18 protein-coding genes, 7 tRNA genes and 1 pseudogene are annotated in these 16797 nt (G+C 69.3%); 7 read left to right on the top strand and 19 right to left on the bottom strand.

From position 1 onward, the window contains the following. Positions 1-26 precede the first annotated feature (26 nt). The 19 genes from ruvB to ACWDUM_RS15805 all read right to left on the bottom strand — a co-directional run bounded on the left by ruvB (position 27) and on the right by ACWDUM_RS15805 (position 15227). Positions 27-1127, bottom strand: a complete 1101-nt coding sequence (gene ruvB / locus ACWDUM_RS15895) for a Holliday junction branch migration DNA helicase RuvB (protein WP_450134678.1) — start codon at positions 1125-1127, stop codon at positions 27-29. Continuing rightward, positions 1124-1723 (bottom strand): Holliday junction branch migration protein RuvA, encoded by a 600-nt coding sequence (ruvA, locus tag ACWDUM_RS15890; protein WP_450134677.1) that lies wholly within the window; start codon positions 1721-1723, stop codon positions 1124-1126. The genes ruvB and ruvA overlap by 4 nt, the downstream gene beginning before the upstream one ends. Further along, the gene (ruvC, locus tag ACWDUM_RS15885) at positions 1720-2304 is read right to left on the bottom strand and encodes a crossover junction endodeoxyribonuclease RuvC (protein WP_450115059.1); all 585 of its coding nucleotides are present in this window, start codon (positions 2302-2304) and stop codon (positions 1720-1722) included. The genes ruvA and ruvC overlap by 4 nt, the downstream gene beginning before the upstream one ends. 95 nt (positions 2305-2399) lie before the next feature. After that, positions 2400-2810 carry a hypothetical protein gene (locus tag ACWDUM_RS15880; RefSeq protein WP_450134676.1) on the bottom strand — a complete coding sequence of 137 codons (411 nt, stop codon included), beginning with the start codon at positions 2808-2810 and terminating at the stop codon, positions 2400-2402. Between the two features lie 13 nt (positions 2811-2823). Then, the gene (locus tag ACWDUM_RS15875; RefSeq protein WP_450115061.1) at positions 2824-3576 is read right to left on the bottom strand and encodes a YebC/PmpR family DNA-binding transcriptional regulator; all 753 of its coding nucleotides are present in this window, start codon (positions 3574-3576) and stop codon (positions 2824-2826) included. An 83-nt stretch (positions 3577-3659) separates the two neighbouring features. Then, the gene (gene pdxT / locus ACWDUM_RS15870) at positions 3660-4313 is read right to left on the bottom strand and encodes a pyridoxal 5'-phosphate synthase glutaminase subunit PdxT (protein WP_450134675.1); all 654 of its coding nucleotides are present in this window, start codon (positions 4311-4313) and stop codon (positions 3660-3662) included. Positions 4314-4393: 80 nt separating this feature from the next. After that, entirely contained in the window at positions 4394-4747 is a 354-nt protein-coding gene (locus ACWDUM_RS15865) for a YbaY family lipoprotein (RefSeq protein WP_450134674.1), read from the bottom strand. A gap of 244 nt (positions 4748-4991) precedes the next feature. Further along, the gene (locus ACWDUM_RS15860; protein WP_450134673.1) at positions 4992-5807 is read right to left on the bottom strand and encodes an acyl-CoA thioesterase; all 816 of its coding nucleotides are present in this window, start codon (positions 5805-5807) and stop codon (positions 4992-4994) included. An 88-nt stretch (positions 5808-5895) separates the two neighbouring features. Further along, entirely contained in the window at positions 5896-6810 is a 915-nt protein-coding gene (gene pdxS / locus ACWDUM_RS15855; protein WP_450134672.1) for a pyridoxal 5'-phosphate synthase lyase subunit PdxS, read from the bottom strand. A 94-nt stretch (positions 6811-6904) separates the two neighbouring features. Next, on the bottom strand, positions 6905-7960 hold the full coding sequence (locus ACWDUM_RS15850) for an NUDIX hydrolase (RefSeq protein ID WP_450134671.1): 1056 nt from the start codon (positions 7958-7960) through the stop codon (positions 6905-6907). Then, positions 7960-9084: a glycosyltransferase family 4 protein gene (locus tag ACWDUM_RS15845; RefSeq protein WP_450117202.1), complete on the bottom strand. Its 1125-nt coding sequence runs from the start codon at positions 9082-9084 to the stop codon at positions 7960-7962. The genes ACWDUM_RS15850 and ACWDUM_RS15845 overlap by 1 nt, the downstream gene beginning before the upstream one ends. A gap of 1 nt (position 9085) precedes the next feature. After that, positions 9086-10009, bottom strand: a complete 924-nt coding sequence (locus ACWDUM_RS15840; protein WP_450134670.1) for a phosphatidylinositol mannoside acyltransferase — start codon at positions 10007-10009, stop codon at positions 9086-9088. Then, on the bottom strand, positions 10006-10677 hold the full coding sequence (gene pgsA, locus ACWDUM_RS15835; protein WP_450134669.1) for a phosphatidylinositol phosphate synthase: 672 nt from the start codon (positions 10675-10677) through the stop codon (positions 10006-10008). The genes ACWDUM_RS15840 and pgsA overlap by 4 nt, the downstream gene beginning before the upstream one ends. Next, complete coding sequence (locus ACWDUM_RS15830; protein WP_450117205.1) at positions 10678-11283, bottom strand: HIT family protein; 606 nt, start codon at positions 11281-11283, stop codon at positions 10678-10680. Next, positions 11280-13331, bottom strand: a complete 2052-nt coding sequence (gene thrS / locus ACWDUM_RS15825; RefSeq protein WP_450117206.1) for a threonine--tRNA ligase — start codon at positions 13329-13331, stop codon at positions 11280-11282. Before thrS ends, ACWDUM_RS15830 begins: the two co-directional genes overlap by 4 nt. Before the next feature lie 122 nt (positions 13332-13453). Continuing rightward, positions 13454-14125, bottom strand: coding sequence for a (2Fe-2S)-binding protein (locus ACWDUM_RS15820; RefSeq protein ID WP_450134668.1), 672 nt, complete (start codon positions 14123-14125; stop codon positions 13454-13456). A gap of 22 nt (positions 14126-14147) precedes the next feature. After that, positions 14148-14525: a TIGR02611 family protein gene (locus tag ACWDUM_RS15815; RefSeq protein ID WP_450117209.1), complete on the bottom strand. Its 378-nt coding sequence runs from the start codon at positions 14523-14525 to the stop codon at positions 14148-14150. 65 nt (positions 14526-14590) lie between these two features. Then, positions 14591-15094: a DNA-deoxyinosine glycosylase gene (locus ACWDUM_RS15810; RefSeq protein ID WP_450134667.1), complete on the bottom strand. Its 504-nt coding sequence runs from the start codon at positions 15092-15094 to the stop codon at positions 14591-14593. A 58-nt stretch (positions 15095-15152) separates the two neighbouring features. Continuing rightward, positions 15153-15227: transfer RNA gene (locus ACWDUM_RS15805), tRNA-Val, on the bottom strand. 419 nt (positions 15228-15646) lie between these two features. On the opposite strand from ACWDUM_RS15805, the gene ACWDUM_RS15800 reads away from it, so the two are divergent. The 7 genes and pseudogenes from ACWDUM_RS15800 to ACWDUM_RS15770 all read left to right on the top strand — a co-directional run bounded on the left by ACWDUM_RS15800 (position 15647) and on the right by ACWDUM_RS15770 (position 16723). Next, positions 15647-15719, top strand: a tRNA-Gly gene (locus ACWDUM_RS15800). Between the two features lie 23 nt (positions 15720-15742). Beyond that, positions 15743-15813 (top strand) — tRNA-Cys (locus ACWDUM_RS15795). A 19-nt stretch (positions 15814-15832) separates the two neighbouring features. Beyond that, positions 15833-15907: transfer RNA gene (locus ACWDUM_RS15790), tRNA-Val, on the top strand. 130 nt (positions 15908-16037) lie between these two features. Then, positions 16038-16265, top strand: a pseudogene (locus ACWDUM_RS15785) (hypothetical protein); the annotation flags it as partial. 198 nt (positions 16266-16463) lie between these two features. Then, positions 16464-16536, top strand: a tRNA-Gly gene (locus tag ACWDUM_RS15780). A gap of 24 nt (positions 16537-16560) precedes the next feature. Beyond that, positions 16561-16631: transfer RNA gene (locus ACWDUM_RS15775), tRNA-Cys, on the top strand. Between the two features lie 17 nt (positions 16632-16648). Continuing rightward, positions 16649-16723 (top strand) — tRNA-Val (locus ACWDUM_RS15770). The last annotated feature ends 74 nt before the right edge of the window (positions 16724-16797 follow it).

Raw genomic sequence — 16797 nt, 5'->3', positions numbered from 1 at the left:
GACCGGCGCAGTACACCAGTGTGCCATCACTCCCACACACCCTGCTGCGGTTCGTTGACACGTACATCTATTCCGCCAGTCGCGGCGTCCGGCGGCGGCGTCATTCCGAGCTGCTGCCAGGCGGCGGCGGTCGCGACGCGGCCCCGCGGGGTGCGCGCGACCATGCCCGCCCGCACCAGGAACGGCTCGCACACCTCTTCCACGGTGCTGGGCTCCTCCCCGACCGCGACGGCCAGCGTCGACACCCCGACCGGACCGCCACCGAAGCTGCGGACCAGCGCGCTGAGCACCGCCCGGTCGAGACGGTCGAGGCCGAGCTGGTCGACGTCGTAGACCGCGAGCGCGGCCCGTGCGATGTCGCGGGTGATCACGCCGTCGGCACGGACCTCCGCGAAGTCCCGCACGCGACGCAACAGTCGGTTCGCGATTCGCGGGGTGCCGCGCGACCGGCCCGCGATCTCCGCGCTCGCCTCCTCGCCGAGCCGGACACCGAGAATTCCCGCTGACCGCAACAGGATTCGCTGCAGTTCGGGCGGATCGTAGAAGTCCATGTGGGCGGTGAAACCGAACCGGTCCCGCAGCGGCCCGGTCAGCGCGCCGGAACGCGTCGTCGCGCCGACGAGCGTGAACGGCGCGACCTCGAGCGGAATCGACGTCGCTCCCGGTCCCTTGCCGACGACGACGTCGACGCGGAAGTCCTCCATCGCCAGGTACAGCATCTCCTCGGCGGGGCGCGCGATGCGGTGGATCTCGTCGATGAACAGCACGTCGCCCTCGACGAGGTTGCTCAGCATCGCAGCCAGGTCACCGGCCCGCTCGAGCGCGGGTCCCGAGGTCAGTCGCAGCGAGGTGCCCAGCTCCGCGGCAATGATCATCGCCATCGACGTCTTGCCGAGTCCGGGCGGACCGGACAGCAGGATGTGGTCGGGCGTGCCGCCGCGCAACTTCGCGCCGGCCAGCACCAGTTGAAGCTGTTCGCGGACCCTCGGCTGGCCGATGAAGTCCTCGAGAGAGGTGGGCCGCAGACTCGCCTCGATGTCCCCGTCACCACTGACCAGCTCCGCCGAGACCGGCGACTCGGCGGGGTCGACGGTGTCCCCGTCCTCGAACGTCCGGCGCTCGGTCACCGGGTCTTACCCAGCAGGGCCAGTGCGGACCGCAGGGCACGCGAGGTGTCCGCTTCGGGGTCGGCGGCGAGCACCGAATCGGTGGCCGGTTCGGCCTGCTTGGGGGGGAAGCCGAGCCCGACCAGCGCCTCGACGATCTGGTCCCGGATCGGCCCCGCCGCTGCGGCGGCCGCGGGCGACCCCGGGCCCGCGGGAACCGCCTCGACCTTGTCACGCAGTTCGACGACCATCCGCTCCGCGCCGCGCTTGCCGATCCCCGGAACCCGGGTCAGCGCGGAGACGTTGCCCTCGGCGAGCGCCTTGCGCAGCGCCTCCGGTTCGAGGACCGCGAGGATCGCCATTGCCAACCGCGGCCCGACACCCGACACCGTCTGCAGCAACCCGAACAGGTCGCGGGACTCGGTGTCGTGGAAGCCGTACAGCGTCATCGAGTCCTCGCGGACGATCATCGCCGCCACCAGCCGTGCCTCGGCACCGCGCTGCAGCGTCGCGAGCGTCGCCGGGGTCGCGTTCAGGCGGTAACCGACACCCGCCGCCTCGATCACCACGTGATCGAGCGCGATCTCGAGCACCTCACCGCGCACCGACGCGATCATCTCGAACCTGCCTTCTCCATCCGGGACTTTCTCTCCTGCGCCAGCCGGGCCTCGTAGCGCTTGCGCTGCTCGGCCGCCGCGGCCTCCGCCTGCGCCATCCTCGACAGCATCGGCGCCCGCCAACAGTGACAGATCGCCAGCGCGAGGGCGTCGGCGGCATCGGCGGGTTTCGGCGCGGTCGCCAGCCCGAGGATCTTGGTGACCATCGCGGTGACCTGCTTCTTGTCCGCGGCGCCGTTGCCGGTGACGGCGGACTTGACCTGGCTCGGAGTGTGGAAGCAGACGTCGATGCCGCGCCGCGCGGCCGCCAGCGCGACCACGCCACCGGCCTGCGCGGTGCCCATCGCGGTGCGCACGTTGTGCTGCGAGAAGACCCGTTCGACCGCGACGACCGTCGGACGGTACTCGTCCAGCCACCGCTCGGCGGCGTCGGCGACCAGCAGCAACCGGTTCGCGAGGTCCATGTCGACGGGAGTGCGGACGACGTCCACCGCGACCGGCACGACCTCGCGCCCGCGGCCCGCGTCGACCACCCCGAACCCGCACCGGGTCAGTCCGGGGTCCACTCCGAACACACGCACGCGCCCACCTCTCGACATCTTGCGAACAGCTGTTCGAGAGTATAGGCGCGTGCACCGACACCGGCCGGGACCAACACGGCCCCGGCCGGCGCCGGTCATCTGTTCGATCGGATCGCGGCCAGGTCACGACCGTCGCGGAGCTGGGCGGCGATGGCCTCGATCCGGGCCCTCGACTCCCGCCAGCCGCGGACCGCCTCCTCGTGGACGACCTTTCCGTCGCGTCGAACCACGACGATCCACGGCACGCCGAACAGCACGCGTACCACCACCCACACGGGCAGCAGCAGCAACAACAGCAGGAACTCGAGGCCGACCACGAGCGCGAGGACCAGCACCGGCAGCATCAGGACCAGCAGGACGATGCCGATGACGGCGCTGATCGGGTCGTCCCCGAGCGAGATGCTGTCGAAGCCGGGTCCCCAATCGGGGACCGACGTTCGCCGGCGCCAGGGCAGCCATCGCCGCCGCACACTCCAGCGGACGTCCCGACCGTCACGGAACCGCACGGGGGCGTGCCGCTCAGGCGTCGAGTTCGGCGAGCACCTCGTCCGAGACGTCGACGTTGGTGTAGACGTTCTGCACGTCGTCGGACTCCTCGAGCGCGTCGACGAGCTTGAACACCTTGCGAGCGCCGTCGACGTCGACCGGCACCTCGACCGAGGCACGGAAGTCCGGGTCGGCGGAGTCGTAGTCGATCCCCGCGTCGACCAGGGCCGTGCGCACCGCGATCAGGTCGCCGGCCTCGGCGACGATCTCGAACTGCTCGCCGAGGTCGTTGATCTCCTCCGCGCCGGCCTCCAGCACGACCTCGAGGATCTCGTCCTCGCTGCGGCCGGCCTTGTCCAGCACGACGACACCCTTGCGGGTGAACAGGTACGACACCGATCCCGGATCGGCCATGTTGCCGCCGTTGCGGGTCATCGCGGTGCGCACCTCGCCGGCGGCGCGGTTGCGGTTGTCGGTGAGGCACTCGATCAGCACCGCGACACCGTTCGGGCCGTAACCCTCGTACATGATGGTCTGCCAGTCGGCGCCGCCGGCCTCTTCACCGGCACCGCGCTTGCGGGCGCGCTCGATGTTGTCGTTGGGGACCGAGGTCTTCTTCGCCTTCTGGATGGCGTCGTACAGCGTCGGGTTTCCGGCCGGGTCACCACCGCCGGTGCGCGCGGCGACCTCGATGTTCTTGATCAGCTTCGCGAAGGCTTTACCGCGCTTGGCGTCGATCACGGCCTTCTTGTGCTTGGTGGTGGCCCATTTGGAATGGCCGCTCATACGTGAATTCCCTCTTCCCGGTGTGTTTGGGTGCGCCCGCAGCAGCGAGGCGGCCACGGCGGGAAGCACACAGTAGCGCCAGTTTACCCGCGCTCGGCCCTGACCCGGCGAACCATGCCCACGAACAGCTCGTGGATGCGCCGATCGCCGGTGACCTCGGGGTGGAAGGACGTCGCCAGGACCGCCCCCTGCCGCACCGCGACGACCCGCCCCGCGGCGGGCCCCTCCGGCACCGTGGCAAGCACCTCGACACCCTCGCCGACCCGTTCGACCCACGGCGCCCGGATGAACACTGCGCGCATCCGCTCCCCCGCGACACCCGTCACGTCGAGGTCCTCCTCGAACGAGTCGACCTGGCGGCCGAAGGCGTTGCGCCGCACGGTGATGTCGAGGCCGGACAGGCAGTGGGCGTCGGGCCGGGTGTCGAGCACCTCGGACGCCAGCAGGATCATGCCCGCGCACGACCCGTACGCGGGCATGCCCGCCCGCAGTCGTTCCCGGAGCGGTTCGAGCAGGTCGAAGACCACCAGCAGCCGGCTCATCGTCGTGGACTCGCCGCCGGGGATGACCAGCGCGTCCACCGCGTCCAGTTCCTCGCGGCGGCGGACGGTGATCGCGTCGGCCCCCGACGCACGCAGCGCCGCGAGATGCTCACGCACGTCACCCTGCAGGGCAAGCACGCCGACCGTCGGTCGGTCGGCGAGTTCCTCGGCGGGCGTGGTCACGGGTGCGTACACGGTGTTGATGACTGTTCCAATCTCATTTGCCGGAAAGGGTTTTCGAGTCGTCGGGCCGGCCGCCTGCGCGCCGGACGTGTTCAGGCGCGGCGTACACCCACCAGAAGCAGATGCTGCTCGGGGACCGGACCGGCCGTGGGGACCGGGTGCGCGGTGTCGGTGGTCCAGTGCAGTTCGCCGTCCACGTCGATGCGCGCCCGCACCGCCAACCGGGCCCGTCCGTCGATCGCGGCACGGTCCGTGGTCAGGGTGAAGGGCACCGGGACACCGGTCGCGTCGGTGATCCGCTGGGTTGCCAGCACGGTGGCAGGCACGTCCATCCGGGAGACGTCCTCGAGGGTGACGGTCACGACCGCACCGCGGGGCCACGCGATCCGCTCCCGGTACAGGACGTCACCGGTCACGGTCAGGGGATCCGGGGCGGTGGGCTGCACAGATCGAGGATACGGGGGGTGACGATGCGTCAACACACGGCCACCCCGGCCCGCCGCGGCGCCGAAACCCCACCCGACCGACACAAGCTGTCGGTGGCCACCGGCATGGCCGGACCGTCCCTGGACGCCATGGCGTCGGTGGCATCCGGTCGAGGGCACCACAGTGCTCTCGCAGCTCACCGAGGCGCCGCTCGGTCACGGGATCGGCTACCACGTCGTGCAGTTCGCGCCGGCGTGACCGGGGTCAGTCCCGCAGCAGGCGGGTCAGTCCCTCCTGCACGACGGCAGCGACGATGGTGCCCGAGCGGTCGAAGATGCGGCCCTGGGTCAGCGCCCGCCCGAAACCCGCGGACGGCGAGGACTGGTCGTAGAGCAGCCACTCGTCGGCGCGGAACGGACGCAGGAACCACAGGGCGTGGTCGAGCGAGGCCTGCTGGAGTCGGGCGTCGGCGTGCGGCACCTGCGCCGACCCGAGCAGCGTCATGTCGGACATGTACGCGAGCGTGCAGATGTGGAAGACCGGATCCTCGGGCAGGGTGCCGCGGTACCGGAACCACACCTGCTGCTGCGCGGGCACACCCGGGCGACGGTCGATGTCCTCCTGCGGAACGAACCGCAGATCCCAGTCGGCCCACTCCCGGAACTCCCACGACAGCTCGCCGGCCGACAGCGCGGTGTCGGGCAGGTCCTCGGGATCGGGCACCGGCGGCATCCGGTCCCCGTGCTCGATGCCGACGTCGCCGACGTGGAACGACGCGGACATCGTGAAGATCGCCTGCCCGTCCTGGACACCGGTGACCCGGCGGGTGCAGAACGACCGGCCGTCACGGATCCGGTCCACGAGGAAGACCGCCGGGATGGTCGGGTTGCCCGGCCGCAGGAAGTACCCGTGCAGCGAATGCACCCGGAACTCCGGGTCGACGGTGCGCACCGCCGACACCAGTGCCTGCCCGGCCACCTGACCGCCGAACGTTCGGGTCAGCATGGTCTCGGCGACGATCCCGCGGAAGATGTCCTTCTCGAGCTGTTCGAGTTCGAGAATCTCTTCGATCGACGACATGTGGTTACCCCTTCCGGCGGTGCTCAACGTAACAACGCGACGGCCCCGCATCGTGGATGCGGGGCCGTGCATGGTCAGCGGTGGTGGGTCACCAACCGCGCTCGGCGAGCCGGTGCGGCTGCGGGATCTCGTCGACGTTGATGCCGACCATCGCCTCGCCCAGGCCACGCGAGACCTTCGCGAGCACGTCCGGGTCGTCGTAGAAGGTGGTGGCCTTCACGATCGCCGCGGCCCGCTCGGCCGGGTTGCCGGACTTGAAGATCCCGGAGCCGACGAACACGCCCTCGGCGCCGAGCTGCATCATCATCGCCGCGTCCGCCGGGGTCGCGATGCCACCCGCGGTGAACAGGGTGACGGGCAGCTTGCCCTCCTTGGCGACCTCGACCACCAGCTCGTACGGCGCCTGCAGCTCCTTCGCCGCGACGTACAGCTCGTCCTCGCTCATCGACCCGAGACGGCGGATCTCCGCACCGAGGGTGCGCATGTGGGTGGTGGCGTTGGAGACGTCACCGGTGCCGGCCTCACCCTTGGAGCGGATCATCGCCGCGCCCTCGGTGATCCGGCGCAGCGCCTCACCGAGGTTGGTGGCACCGCACACGAACGGCACGGTGAACTTCCACTTGTCGATGTGGTTGGCGTAGTCGGCCGGGGTGAGCACCTCGGACTCGTCGATGTAGTCGACACCGAGGGACTGCAGGATCTGCGCCTCGACGAAGTGACCGATACGGGCCTTGGCCATCACCGGGATCGACACCGCGGAGATGATGCCGTCGATCATGTCCGGATCGGACATGCGCGAGACGCCGCCCTGGGCGCGGATGTCGGCCGGGACACGCTCGAGGGCCATGACGGCGACGGCACCGGCGTCCTCGGCGATCTTCGCCTGCTCGGGGGTGACGACGTCCATGATCACGCCGCCCTTGAGCATCTCGGCCATGCCCCGCTTGACGCGGGCCGTTCCAGTCGTCGGGGCGGTATCGGGGGTGCTCACGGCAAACTCCATCGGTAGTGGCCTGTTACTCGGAACCGCCACGGACGTGGGCTCGAAGCTCGGCAAGCTCGGCCCCCCGCCGGTGCGTACCGTCGATCCTAGTGCCTCAGCGGATGGACCGGACCTCGGGTTCCTCGGCCCGGGAGAGAACTTCGCAAACCTCACCAACCAGGTCCGGGAGGTCCTCCGGATACACCACCTCGCCGCCGGCCGCGATCGACCGCATGTCGGCCGGGGTGCACCACCGGTGCCCGGAGATCGCCCGCCGCTCGAGATCGGTGAAGCCACCTCGCTGCGGAGTGAACGCGGCGCTCCGCAAGGCGAAGAACAACTCCTCCGAGCGGATCACGTCCCCGTTGTAGGGGAACACCGCCACCCGGCGCCAGATCGGTCCGCGCAGTTTGGCGGCATCGATCTCGAGGCCGGTTTCCTCGCGGATCTCCCGGACCGCGGTCTCGCGCAGACTCTCCCCCGCCTCGACGCCGCCGCCGATGGTGAACCAGAAGTACACGTCCGGCACCTGCGGGTCGTGCCCACGCAGCATCAGCACGCGATCGTCGTCGTCGACGAGCACCACGCGCGCGGAGGTGCGCATCTCGTCGACGCCCTGCCCGGCCCCTGCGGACGCGGTGGTGCGCTCGGCGATCTCGAAATAGGTGGGCAGCGGGGCGGTTCCGCCGAGATGCAGCCAGCGCACCGGTCGCCGGGTGCGCAGTGCCAGGGTGTCCCGGACGGCATCGTTGTGGAACCGCCGGGCGATCAGCACCCGGGCCTCGGCATCGGCGAGTTCGGCCACCAACTGCGGCGCGAGAGCCTGCGCGGGTACCGCCGCCAGCGCCGCCGACAACTCGTTCTCCGCCTGCTCCCGCTGCGCACGGTCTGCGTGTTCCGCGCGATCCGCCAACGCCGTGAGCCGCTGCCCGTCCAGCTCAGGTGGCGGCGCCGCCCCGAACGCGTACCCGGTCGGGACGACCGCGGCCGCGACCGCGCGAGCGACGACGGCACGGCGCGCCAGAGCCGCGTCGAGCGACTGCCAGGACAGGTCGGAGCGAACGTGCAGCCGGTCGAGCCGGTTCGCGGTGCCGTACGCCCAGACCGCGATCGCAACGAGGACCGCGACGACGAGCGCGATGACGAGGATGGTCGTGGCCGACAGCGTCATCACGCCTCCACCCGGACACCGTGTGCACCGACGGTCACGGTCTCGTACACCCGCAGGATCTGCTCGGCCACCACCGGCCAGTCGTATTCGGCGACCACCTCCGACGCGACGTCGATCAGGGCGCGGCGCCGGTCCGGGTCGGAGAGCACGGCATCGAGGGCCGCGGCCAGCGCTGCCGAGTCCCCGATCGGAGTCAGCATTCCGGCGGTGCCGTCCCGCAGCACCCGGCGGAACGCGTCGAGCTCGCTGGCGACGACAGGGGCGCCCGCCGCCATCGCCTCGACCAGGACGATGCCGAACGACTCGCCCCCCAGGTTGGGGGCGCAGTACACGTCGACGCTGCGCAGCGCCGACGCCTTCTCCTCGTCACTGACCTGCCCGAGCAGCCGCAGGTGCTTCGCGTACCGGCCTGCCTCCTTGCGGAGGCGATCCTCGTCGCCGCGGCCGACGACGAGCACCTGCAGGTCGGGATGCCGTTCCACCAGCGTCGGCAGCGCGCCGAGCAGGACGGCCATCCCCTTGCGCGGCTCGTCGTAGCGGCCGAGGAACAGCACCGTGCCACCCGGACGCGGATAGCCCTCCAACGGCTGCGCGTTCGCGAATGCGGGGACGTCCACGCCGTTCGGGATCTCGACCGCGTCCGATCCGAGGGACTCGACCTGCCAGCGCCGGGCCAGCTCGGACACCGCGATCCGACCGGTGATCTTCTCCAGGTACGGCTGAAGGACGCCCTGAAAAGTGCTCAGCACCAACGACTTCGTGGTCGAGGTGTGGAAGGTGGCCACGATCGGGCCCTCCGCGATCTTCATCGCCAGCATCGACAGGCTCGGCGCGTTCGGTTCGTGGATGTGCAGCACGTCGAACTCGTTGTCGGCGATCCAGCGCCGCACCCGCGCATAGGACACCGGTCCGAACGTCAGCCGGGCGACGGATCCGTTGTACGGAATCGCGACGGCACGTCCGGCCGAGACGACGAAGTCGGGCAGCTCGGTGCCCTCCGACGCCGGCGCCAACACACTGACCTTGTGCCCGCGCTCGATCAGCACCTGCGCGAGCTCCACGACGTGTGCCTGAACTCCCCCGGGCACGTCGAACGAATACGGGCAGACCATCCCGATCTTCACGTCACGACTCCATTCGAGCCAGGCGCGCGTCGGACAGGTCCGCCAGCCACAGCGGCTGCAGCATGTGCCAGTCCGCCGGGTGCGCGGCGATGTTCTCCGCGAACCGGTCCGCGAGCGCCTGGGTCGCGGGCCCGATCCCGCCTCCGGTGTCGACAGGGGCGCCGACCGAGAAGCCCCAGTCGTCCCCTTCGAACCAGCAGTGCACCGGCAGCAGCGCAGCGCCGGTGTCGATCGCCAGCTTCGCCGGGCCGGCCGGCATCCGGGTCGGTTCGCCGAAGAAGGTGACCGGAACCCCCCGCTTGGCCAGGTCGCGTTCACCGAGCAAGCACACCACCTGATTGTCCCGCAACCGGTCCGCGAGCTGCCCGAACGGCGGTGTCTCCCCGCCGCTGAGGGGGAAGATCTCGAAGCCGAGACTCTCCCGGTAGTCGACGAAACGCTGATACAGCGACTCCGGTTTGAGCCGTTCCGCGACGGTCGCCAGGGTGCCGTGCGTCTGCACCAGCCAGACTCCGGCCATGTCCCAGTTCCCGGTGTGCGGCAACGCGAGCACGACGCCCTTGCCCACCGCGAGCCCGGCCTCGAGATGCTCCTTGCCCTGAATCTTCGAGTCCAACCGGCGCCCCAGCTCCTCCAGATCCATCGACGGCAACCGGAACGCCTCCCGCCAGTACCGGGCATAGGACCGCACCGACTCCCGGATCAGCTCGTCGGGTACCTGCTCGGGCGGGACGCCGAGGACACGGGCCAGGTTGCGCCGCAACTGGTCCGGTCCGGCGCCGCGGCGAGCCGCGCGTTCCATACGGCGGCAGGCGAAGTCGGCGCCGAGATCGAAGATCCTGGTGGCGAGCCGGTCGGGCAGTGCGCGGACCAGGCGCCATCCGGCGGCGTAGCCCAGGTCGCTCGCCCGCTCCGCGAGACTCACTGCGCCGACGCCTGACCGTCGGGCTTGCCCGTCGGCAGCAGCTCCCGGGCACCGGGCGAGTTGCGCACCGCCAGCACGCGCTGGAACACGGTGATCACACTGGCGACGGCGAGGATCCACATCGCGACGTACACCGCCCACTCGAGCCAGCCGATCCCGAAATGCCCTGCGATGCCGGTCAACCCGGCGCCGACGAGGACGATGACCAACCGGTCCGGACGCTCGATCAGACCACCGTCGGCGGACAACCCGCTCGCCTCGGCGCGCGCCTTGGCGTACGAGATGACCTGCGAGGTCACCAGGCAGATCAAGGTCGCGACCAGCAACGAGCGACTGTTCTCGTGGTAGACGGCCCACCAGGCGAGACCGGCGAAGATCGCACCGTCGGCGATCCGGTCACAGGTCGCGTCCAACACCGCGCCGTAGCGGGTCCCCCCGCCGCGGGCCCGCGCCATCGCGCCGTCGAGCATGTCGAACATCACGAAGAACCAGAGGAACATCGCCCCCCAGAACAGGTGCCCGGAAGGGAACAGCGTCACCGCACCGGCCACGCTGGCGACCGTGCCGAACACGGTCACCGCATCCGGCGTCAGTCCGGTGCCCACCAGCGCCCGGCCCAGCGGTGCCGTCACCTTCGACACCGACGCCCGACCGAGAATGCTCAGCATCTACTCGCCTCCGCTGCCGGTGGACAGCTCCTGCCACGCCGCCGACAACAGCGCCCGGGTCTCCCGCAGCAGCTGCGGCATCACCTTCGTGCCACCGAGGACCGTGATGAAGTTCGCGTCCCCACCCCACCGCGGCACGATGTGCTGGTGCAGGTGCTCGGCGAGCGAACCACCCGCTGCCGCACCGAGATTCAGGCCCACGTTGAACGCGTCCGGCCGCGACACCCGCTTGATGACGCGGATCGCCTGCTGCGTGAACGCCATCAGCTCCGCCGACTCACCGGGAGTGAGGTCCTCGAGCGCCGCCACCCGCCGGTACGGCACCACCATCATGTGACCCGGGTTGTACGGGTACAGGTTGAGCACCGCGTAGACGTGCTCGCCGCGCGCGACGATCAGGCCCTCCTCGTCGCTCATCTTCGGGATCGCGGTGAACGGCCCCTCGTCGGTTGCCGCAGCCTTCGGTGCCTCCGCGATGTACGACATCCGGTGCGGCGACCACAGCCGCTGCAGTCGGTCCGGGTCGCCGGGACCGGTGTCCACCATCGGCGGCTCGGACCGGCGAGTGGAATCCGGAGCCTCCGGCTGCCGGGGGGTCTCGGTCATGTGAGATCCCCGAGCAGTTCCGCCGTCGGCGAGGCGTTGTCGCGGCGCGCGATCCAGTCGACGATCACCTCGACGGCCTTGGCGACGGGCACCCCGTTGACCTGGGTACCGTCCCGGAACCGGAAGCTGACCGCCCCGGCCTCGACGTCCCGTTCGCCTGCGAGCAGCATGAACGGCACCTTCTGGGTGGTGTGGTTGCGGATCTTCTTCTGCATCCGGTCGTCACTGGCGTCGACCTCGGCGCGGACACCGGCCTTGCGGAGCCCGGCGATCACGTGGTGGAGATGGTCCTCGAACGCCTCGGCGACGGGGATACCGACCACCTGCACCGGCGACAGCCACGCGGGGAACGCGCCGGCGTAGTGCTCGGTGAGCACGCCGAAGAACCGCTCGATGGATCCGAACAGGGCACGGTGGATCATCACCGGGCGCTGCTTGGTGCCGTCGGTGCCGGTGAACTCGAGGTCGAAACGCTCGGGCAGGTTGAAGTCGAGCTGGATGGTGGACATCTGCCAGCTGCGGCCGAGCGCGTCCTGGACCTGCACGGAGATCTTCGGGCCGTAGAACGCGGCGCCGCCCGGGTCCGGGACCAGGTTCAGTCCGGACGCCTCACCGACCTCGCGCAGCGTATCGGTGGCCTCCTCCCACAGCGCGTCGTCGCCGACGAACTTGTCGGGATTCTTGGTCGACAGCTCGAGGTAGAAGTCGTCGAGTCCGTAGTCCTTGAGCAGGCCGAGCACGAACTGCAGCGTGGTGGTCAGCTCGTCGCGCATCTGCTCCTTGGTGCAGTAGATGTGCGCGTCGTCCTGAGTCATGCCGCGAACGCGGGTCAGTCCGTGCACGACGCCGGACTTCTCGTACCGGTACACCGAGCCGAACTCGAACAGCCGCAGCGGCAGCTCACGGTACGACCGGCCGCGAGAGCGGAAGATCAGGTTGTGCATCGGGCAGTTCATCGGCTTGAGGTAGTAGTTCTGGCCCGGCTTGCGCACGGTGCCGTCCTCGTTCAGTTCCTCGTCGATGTGCATCGCCGGGAACATGCCGTCGCGGTACCAGTCGAGGTGACCGGACACCTCGTACAGGTGCTGCTTGGTGATGTGCGGCGAGTAGACGAACTCGTAGCCCTCCTGGACGTGCCGCTGCCGCGAGTAGTTCTCCATCTCCTGCCGGATGATGCCGCCCTTGGGGTGGAACACCGGCAGGCCGGAGCCGAGCTCGTCGGGGAAGGAGAACAGGTCCAGCTCCGCGCCCACCTTGCGGTGGTCACGACGCTCGGCCTCTGCGAGCAGCTCCAGGTGATTGTCGAGCGCCTCGGTCGACTCCCACGCGGTGCCGTAGATGCGCTGCAGCTGGGCGTTCTCCTGGTTGCCACGCCAGTAGGCGGCGGAGCTACGGGTGATCTTGAACGCCGGGATGTACTTGGTGGTCGGAATGTGCGGGCCGCGGCACAGGTCCTTCCAGATCACATCGCCGGTGCGGGGGTTGAGGTTGTCGTAGATCGTCAGCTCGTTGCCGCCGACCTCCATCACCTCGGGATCGTCGATGCCGGACTTGTCACTGATCAGCTCGATCTTGAACGGCTCGTTCGCCAGCTCGGTTCGAGCGTCCTCGATGTCCTCGACGACGCGGCGCGAGAAGCGCTGCGCGTCCTTGACGATCTTCTTCATCCGCTTCTCGAGGCGGGTCAGGTCCTCCGGGGTGAAGGGCTCGGCGACCTGGAAGTCGTAGTAGAAGCCGTCCTTGATCGGCGGGCCGATGCCCAGCTTGGCGTCCGGGAACTCCTGCTGCACGGCCTGCGCCAGCACGTGTGCGCACGAGTGCCGGATCACGCTGCGGCCGTCCTCGGTGTCGGCCGCGACGGCCTCCACCTCGACGTCGGTATCGGGGATCCAGGACAGGTCCTTGAGGTTGCCTTCGGCGTCCCGGACGACGACGATCGCGTCGGATCCCTTGCCGGGCAGTCCCGCCTCGCGGACCGCGGTGCCGGCCGTAGTCCCGGCAGGCACCCGGACGCGGGCGGCTGGGGCTACTGATGCAGGCGTGGTCACGGCGATGTGCTCCTCGGTTGGTGGGCCGACCTTGGTGTCGGCGGCGGCAATGCGCACTCATGCTATCGGCACCCCGCACGGATCGGCCCGCACGCCCGACCGATCGGCCTGCCCACCCTCCGCTACAGCGCCGCCAGGCGAGCCCGCCGCACCTCCGGTCGTTGATGCGGACAGCTGACGCACTTCGCGCGTTCGACCGCGTCGGGGTCGCCCGCGGCGACCGCTGCGGGGGCACGGTAGATCAGGCAGCACGAGGTCCGGCGCAGGAAGCGGCGTGGCCCGACGTCGACGAACCGGGGCACCGGGAGGGGCGGGCCGACCAGTTCGGCCAGCCGGACCGCGAGGGCGCTACCCGAGGCCGGGGAGCCGAGCGCGGTCCCGGCGTCGAGTGCCCGGTTCCCGAGCGAATCTGCGGCGATCGCCCAGAGCGCAGGCACGCCGGCACCGCTCACGCGGGCCAGTGGCTCGATGATCGCCGCGAGGGTGCGTCGCAGCTCGCCGGACAGCTCGGTCGGATCACGCAGCACCCGGTCGTTCCGGACGATGTCGAGGTGGCCGTCCGCGCGCGGGACGACGGTGCAGAGTTCGAGTGCGGGATCCGGAGCCCCGCCGGTCCGCAGCAGCTCGGCGGTCAGGGTCGCCACCAGCTCCGAGCTCACCGAGTACCACCACAGGGTCGCGCCGACCCTGCGGTCACGACAGGCCCACCTGCGGCCGGTGTCGTCGACCCGCGCGGCGAGCCACGTCGGGTCCGCGAGGACACGGCCGGGCAGGCCGGACTCGAGATCGTTCATCGCAGCTCCCCCGTCGTTCCTGCTACAGCGGGGATTCCAGCCACGCGTACTCGAGCCCGAACCATCCGCCGACCAGGTCGACCGCCCCGAGCACCCAGAGAGTCGCGACGACGATCACCGCGGTCGCCAGCGCCGACAGCACCTTGACGACCATGGACTGTCGGGCGAACCACTCCATGAACTCGTCGTACTTGCCCTTCGCGAAATGCAGCAGCCGGTACGCCCAGCCGAACTCGGAGCCGAGGATCCCGAGCCCGGCGAACACGATCAGCCAGCCGGGTCCGGGATAGGGAATGGCGATGATGCCGACGACCAGGACCAGGGTGCCGATCACCCCGACCGCGATGCGATAGCTCAGATTCATGACCGGATTCGACGCGATCCGTCGTCGCGCCCGCATCCACCGGTTCTCGTCGCGCACCTGTTCCGTCACCGTATCCACGGTACCGACGCGGGAGCGACCGGTCAGCGTTGCACGAGGACCCGCCACGCCTCGAGTTTCGACTCCACCGCAACCGCGGCGTGCGCCGGACTCGTCGAGGGCAGCCTCGCCAGGGCCACGCCCCTCGGGTGCGCCCCAGCCGCCACCACCGTCGTCCGGTACGCCGACTCCGCCTTCGCCCCGTTGAAGAAGACCCGGTCGATCGCGGGGTGCCGGGAATAGAGGGCATCGAAGTCGTTCGGCACCTCCGACCCGGATTCGATGGCAGCGTCTGCACTGCCCGGACGGCGGCACGCCATCAGCACATCCCACAGCGCGACGCCGTGGTCCTGCAATGTCCGCAGGCGCAGCGGATAGGGGTATTCGGGTCCGGCACCGAACAATTCGCCCATGATCGGCCAGAAACTGTTGCGCGGATTGGCGTAGTACTTGCCCGCCACCAGGGACGGGGCGCTCGGCATCGAGCCGAGAACAAGAGTGTGTGCGTTGTCGTCGACGACGGCGGGAAACCCGTGAACCAACGTCATGGCGAACCATTAGACAGCAAAAAGGCGGCCGCGAGAACCCTCGCAACCGCCTTTTCTGTGGTGGTCCCGGCTGGGATCGAACCAGCGACCTTCCGCGTGTGAAGCGGACGCTCTCCCACTGAGCCACGGGACCGTGCCGCGCGGATGAACTCTCGCGGCCGAACGAGGAAAAAACTAGCACGCTCCGCGACGGTTGGAAAACCGGCTGGTCACAAGCCTGTACGCGGTACAGCCGCGAACCTGCCCCCGGCCCGTGGGCGCCGGCGCCCGCCGGCGAGGCACTGCCCTGCGTCCTCCCCCTGCGTCCTCCCCCTGCGTCCTCCCCCTGCGTCCTCCCCCTGCGTCCTCCCCCTGCGTCCTCCCCTGTAGTCCTCCGCGCCTTCTTCCTGCCTTCTGCAGCAGCCAGGATGCCCGCGACCTCGCGCCGCCAGGGGAATTGCACCGGTGTTGTTTGCATTCACGCACCCTGACCAGGCGATTTGTCGGCTCACACCGCGTCGGCTAATGTTTCATCTCGCAGCACGGAGGCAGCAACGCCCCCGAGGTTGCAATGCGGATGTAGCGCAGCTGGTAGCGCATCACCTTGCCAAGGTGAGGGTCGCGGGTTCGAATCCCGTCATCCGCTCGAGAGGTTGGACTCAACCTTGCGGTGGAGTGGCCGAGTGGTGAGGCAACGGCCTGCAAAGCCGTGCACACGGGTTCGATTCCCGTCTCCACCTCTCAAGCACGACCAAGCGCGCGCGATTAGCTCAGCGGGAGAGCGCTTCCCTGACACGGAAGAGGTCACTGGTTCAATCCCAGTATCGCGCACCACAGATCAACGAAGAAGGACCCCGGGACACCCGGGGTCCTTCTTCGTTCTGTCGCGGCGGGTGACGATTCGATACGTTTGAATCCATCAGCGCAGGACGGTCGCCCACGCGGCCGACGAAGAGGATCACCCGTGACCCAGCGAGTACTTCACGTCGTCACCAACGTCGCACACCGTGCCGACCCCTCCGAGCCGACCGGTCTGTGGCTGTCGGAACCGACCCATGCCCACGAGATCTTCGCGGCACAGGGCTACGAGCAGCGTATTGCCAGCCCGAACGGCGGAATCGTCTCGTCCGTCTGCCACGGCTACTGCGGCCTGCTGAACACCACGCTGTCCGACGGCACACTCCTTGTCGCCTGACGTCGGCTCACCGGCTTTTCCTGGCGGGAGGAGGTTCTGGCCAGGGTCGCCGGCAAAGCAGGTCGCCGCCCTTCTCCGGACCGCCCCACGAATCCCACCAAACACATCGTGACCAGCCGAATTGTGGTCTGCGTACTCCATGGGCTACTGTTCCTTCTCGCAGCCCGGAGGAAGCAACGCCCCCGAGATTGCAATGCGGATGTAGCGCAGCTGGTAGCGCATCACCTTGCCAAGGTGAGGGTCGCGGGTTCGAATCCCGTCATCCGCTCGAGAGGGTGTATCCAACCCTTGCGGTGGAGTGGCCGAGTGGTGAGGCAACGGCCTGCAAAGCCGTGCACACGGGTTCGATTCCCGTCTCCACCTCTCACACATGTGAGCCCGCGCGATTAGCTCAGCGGGAGAGCGCTTCCCTGACACGGAAGAGGTCACTGGTTCAATCCCAGTATCGCGCACCATATTTCAACACGTCGGGCCCCCGGAACTCCGGGGGCCCGACGTGTTTGTGCTGCTGTGTGCCGAACAGCGGACA

The sequence above is a fragment of the Rhodococcus sp. NPDC003322 genome (genome assembly GCF_053589555.1).
The sequence above is the reverse complement of the archived record's forward strand: the minus strand, read 5'-3'. Positions and strand labels throughout refer to the sequence as shown.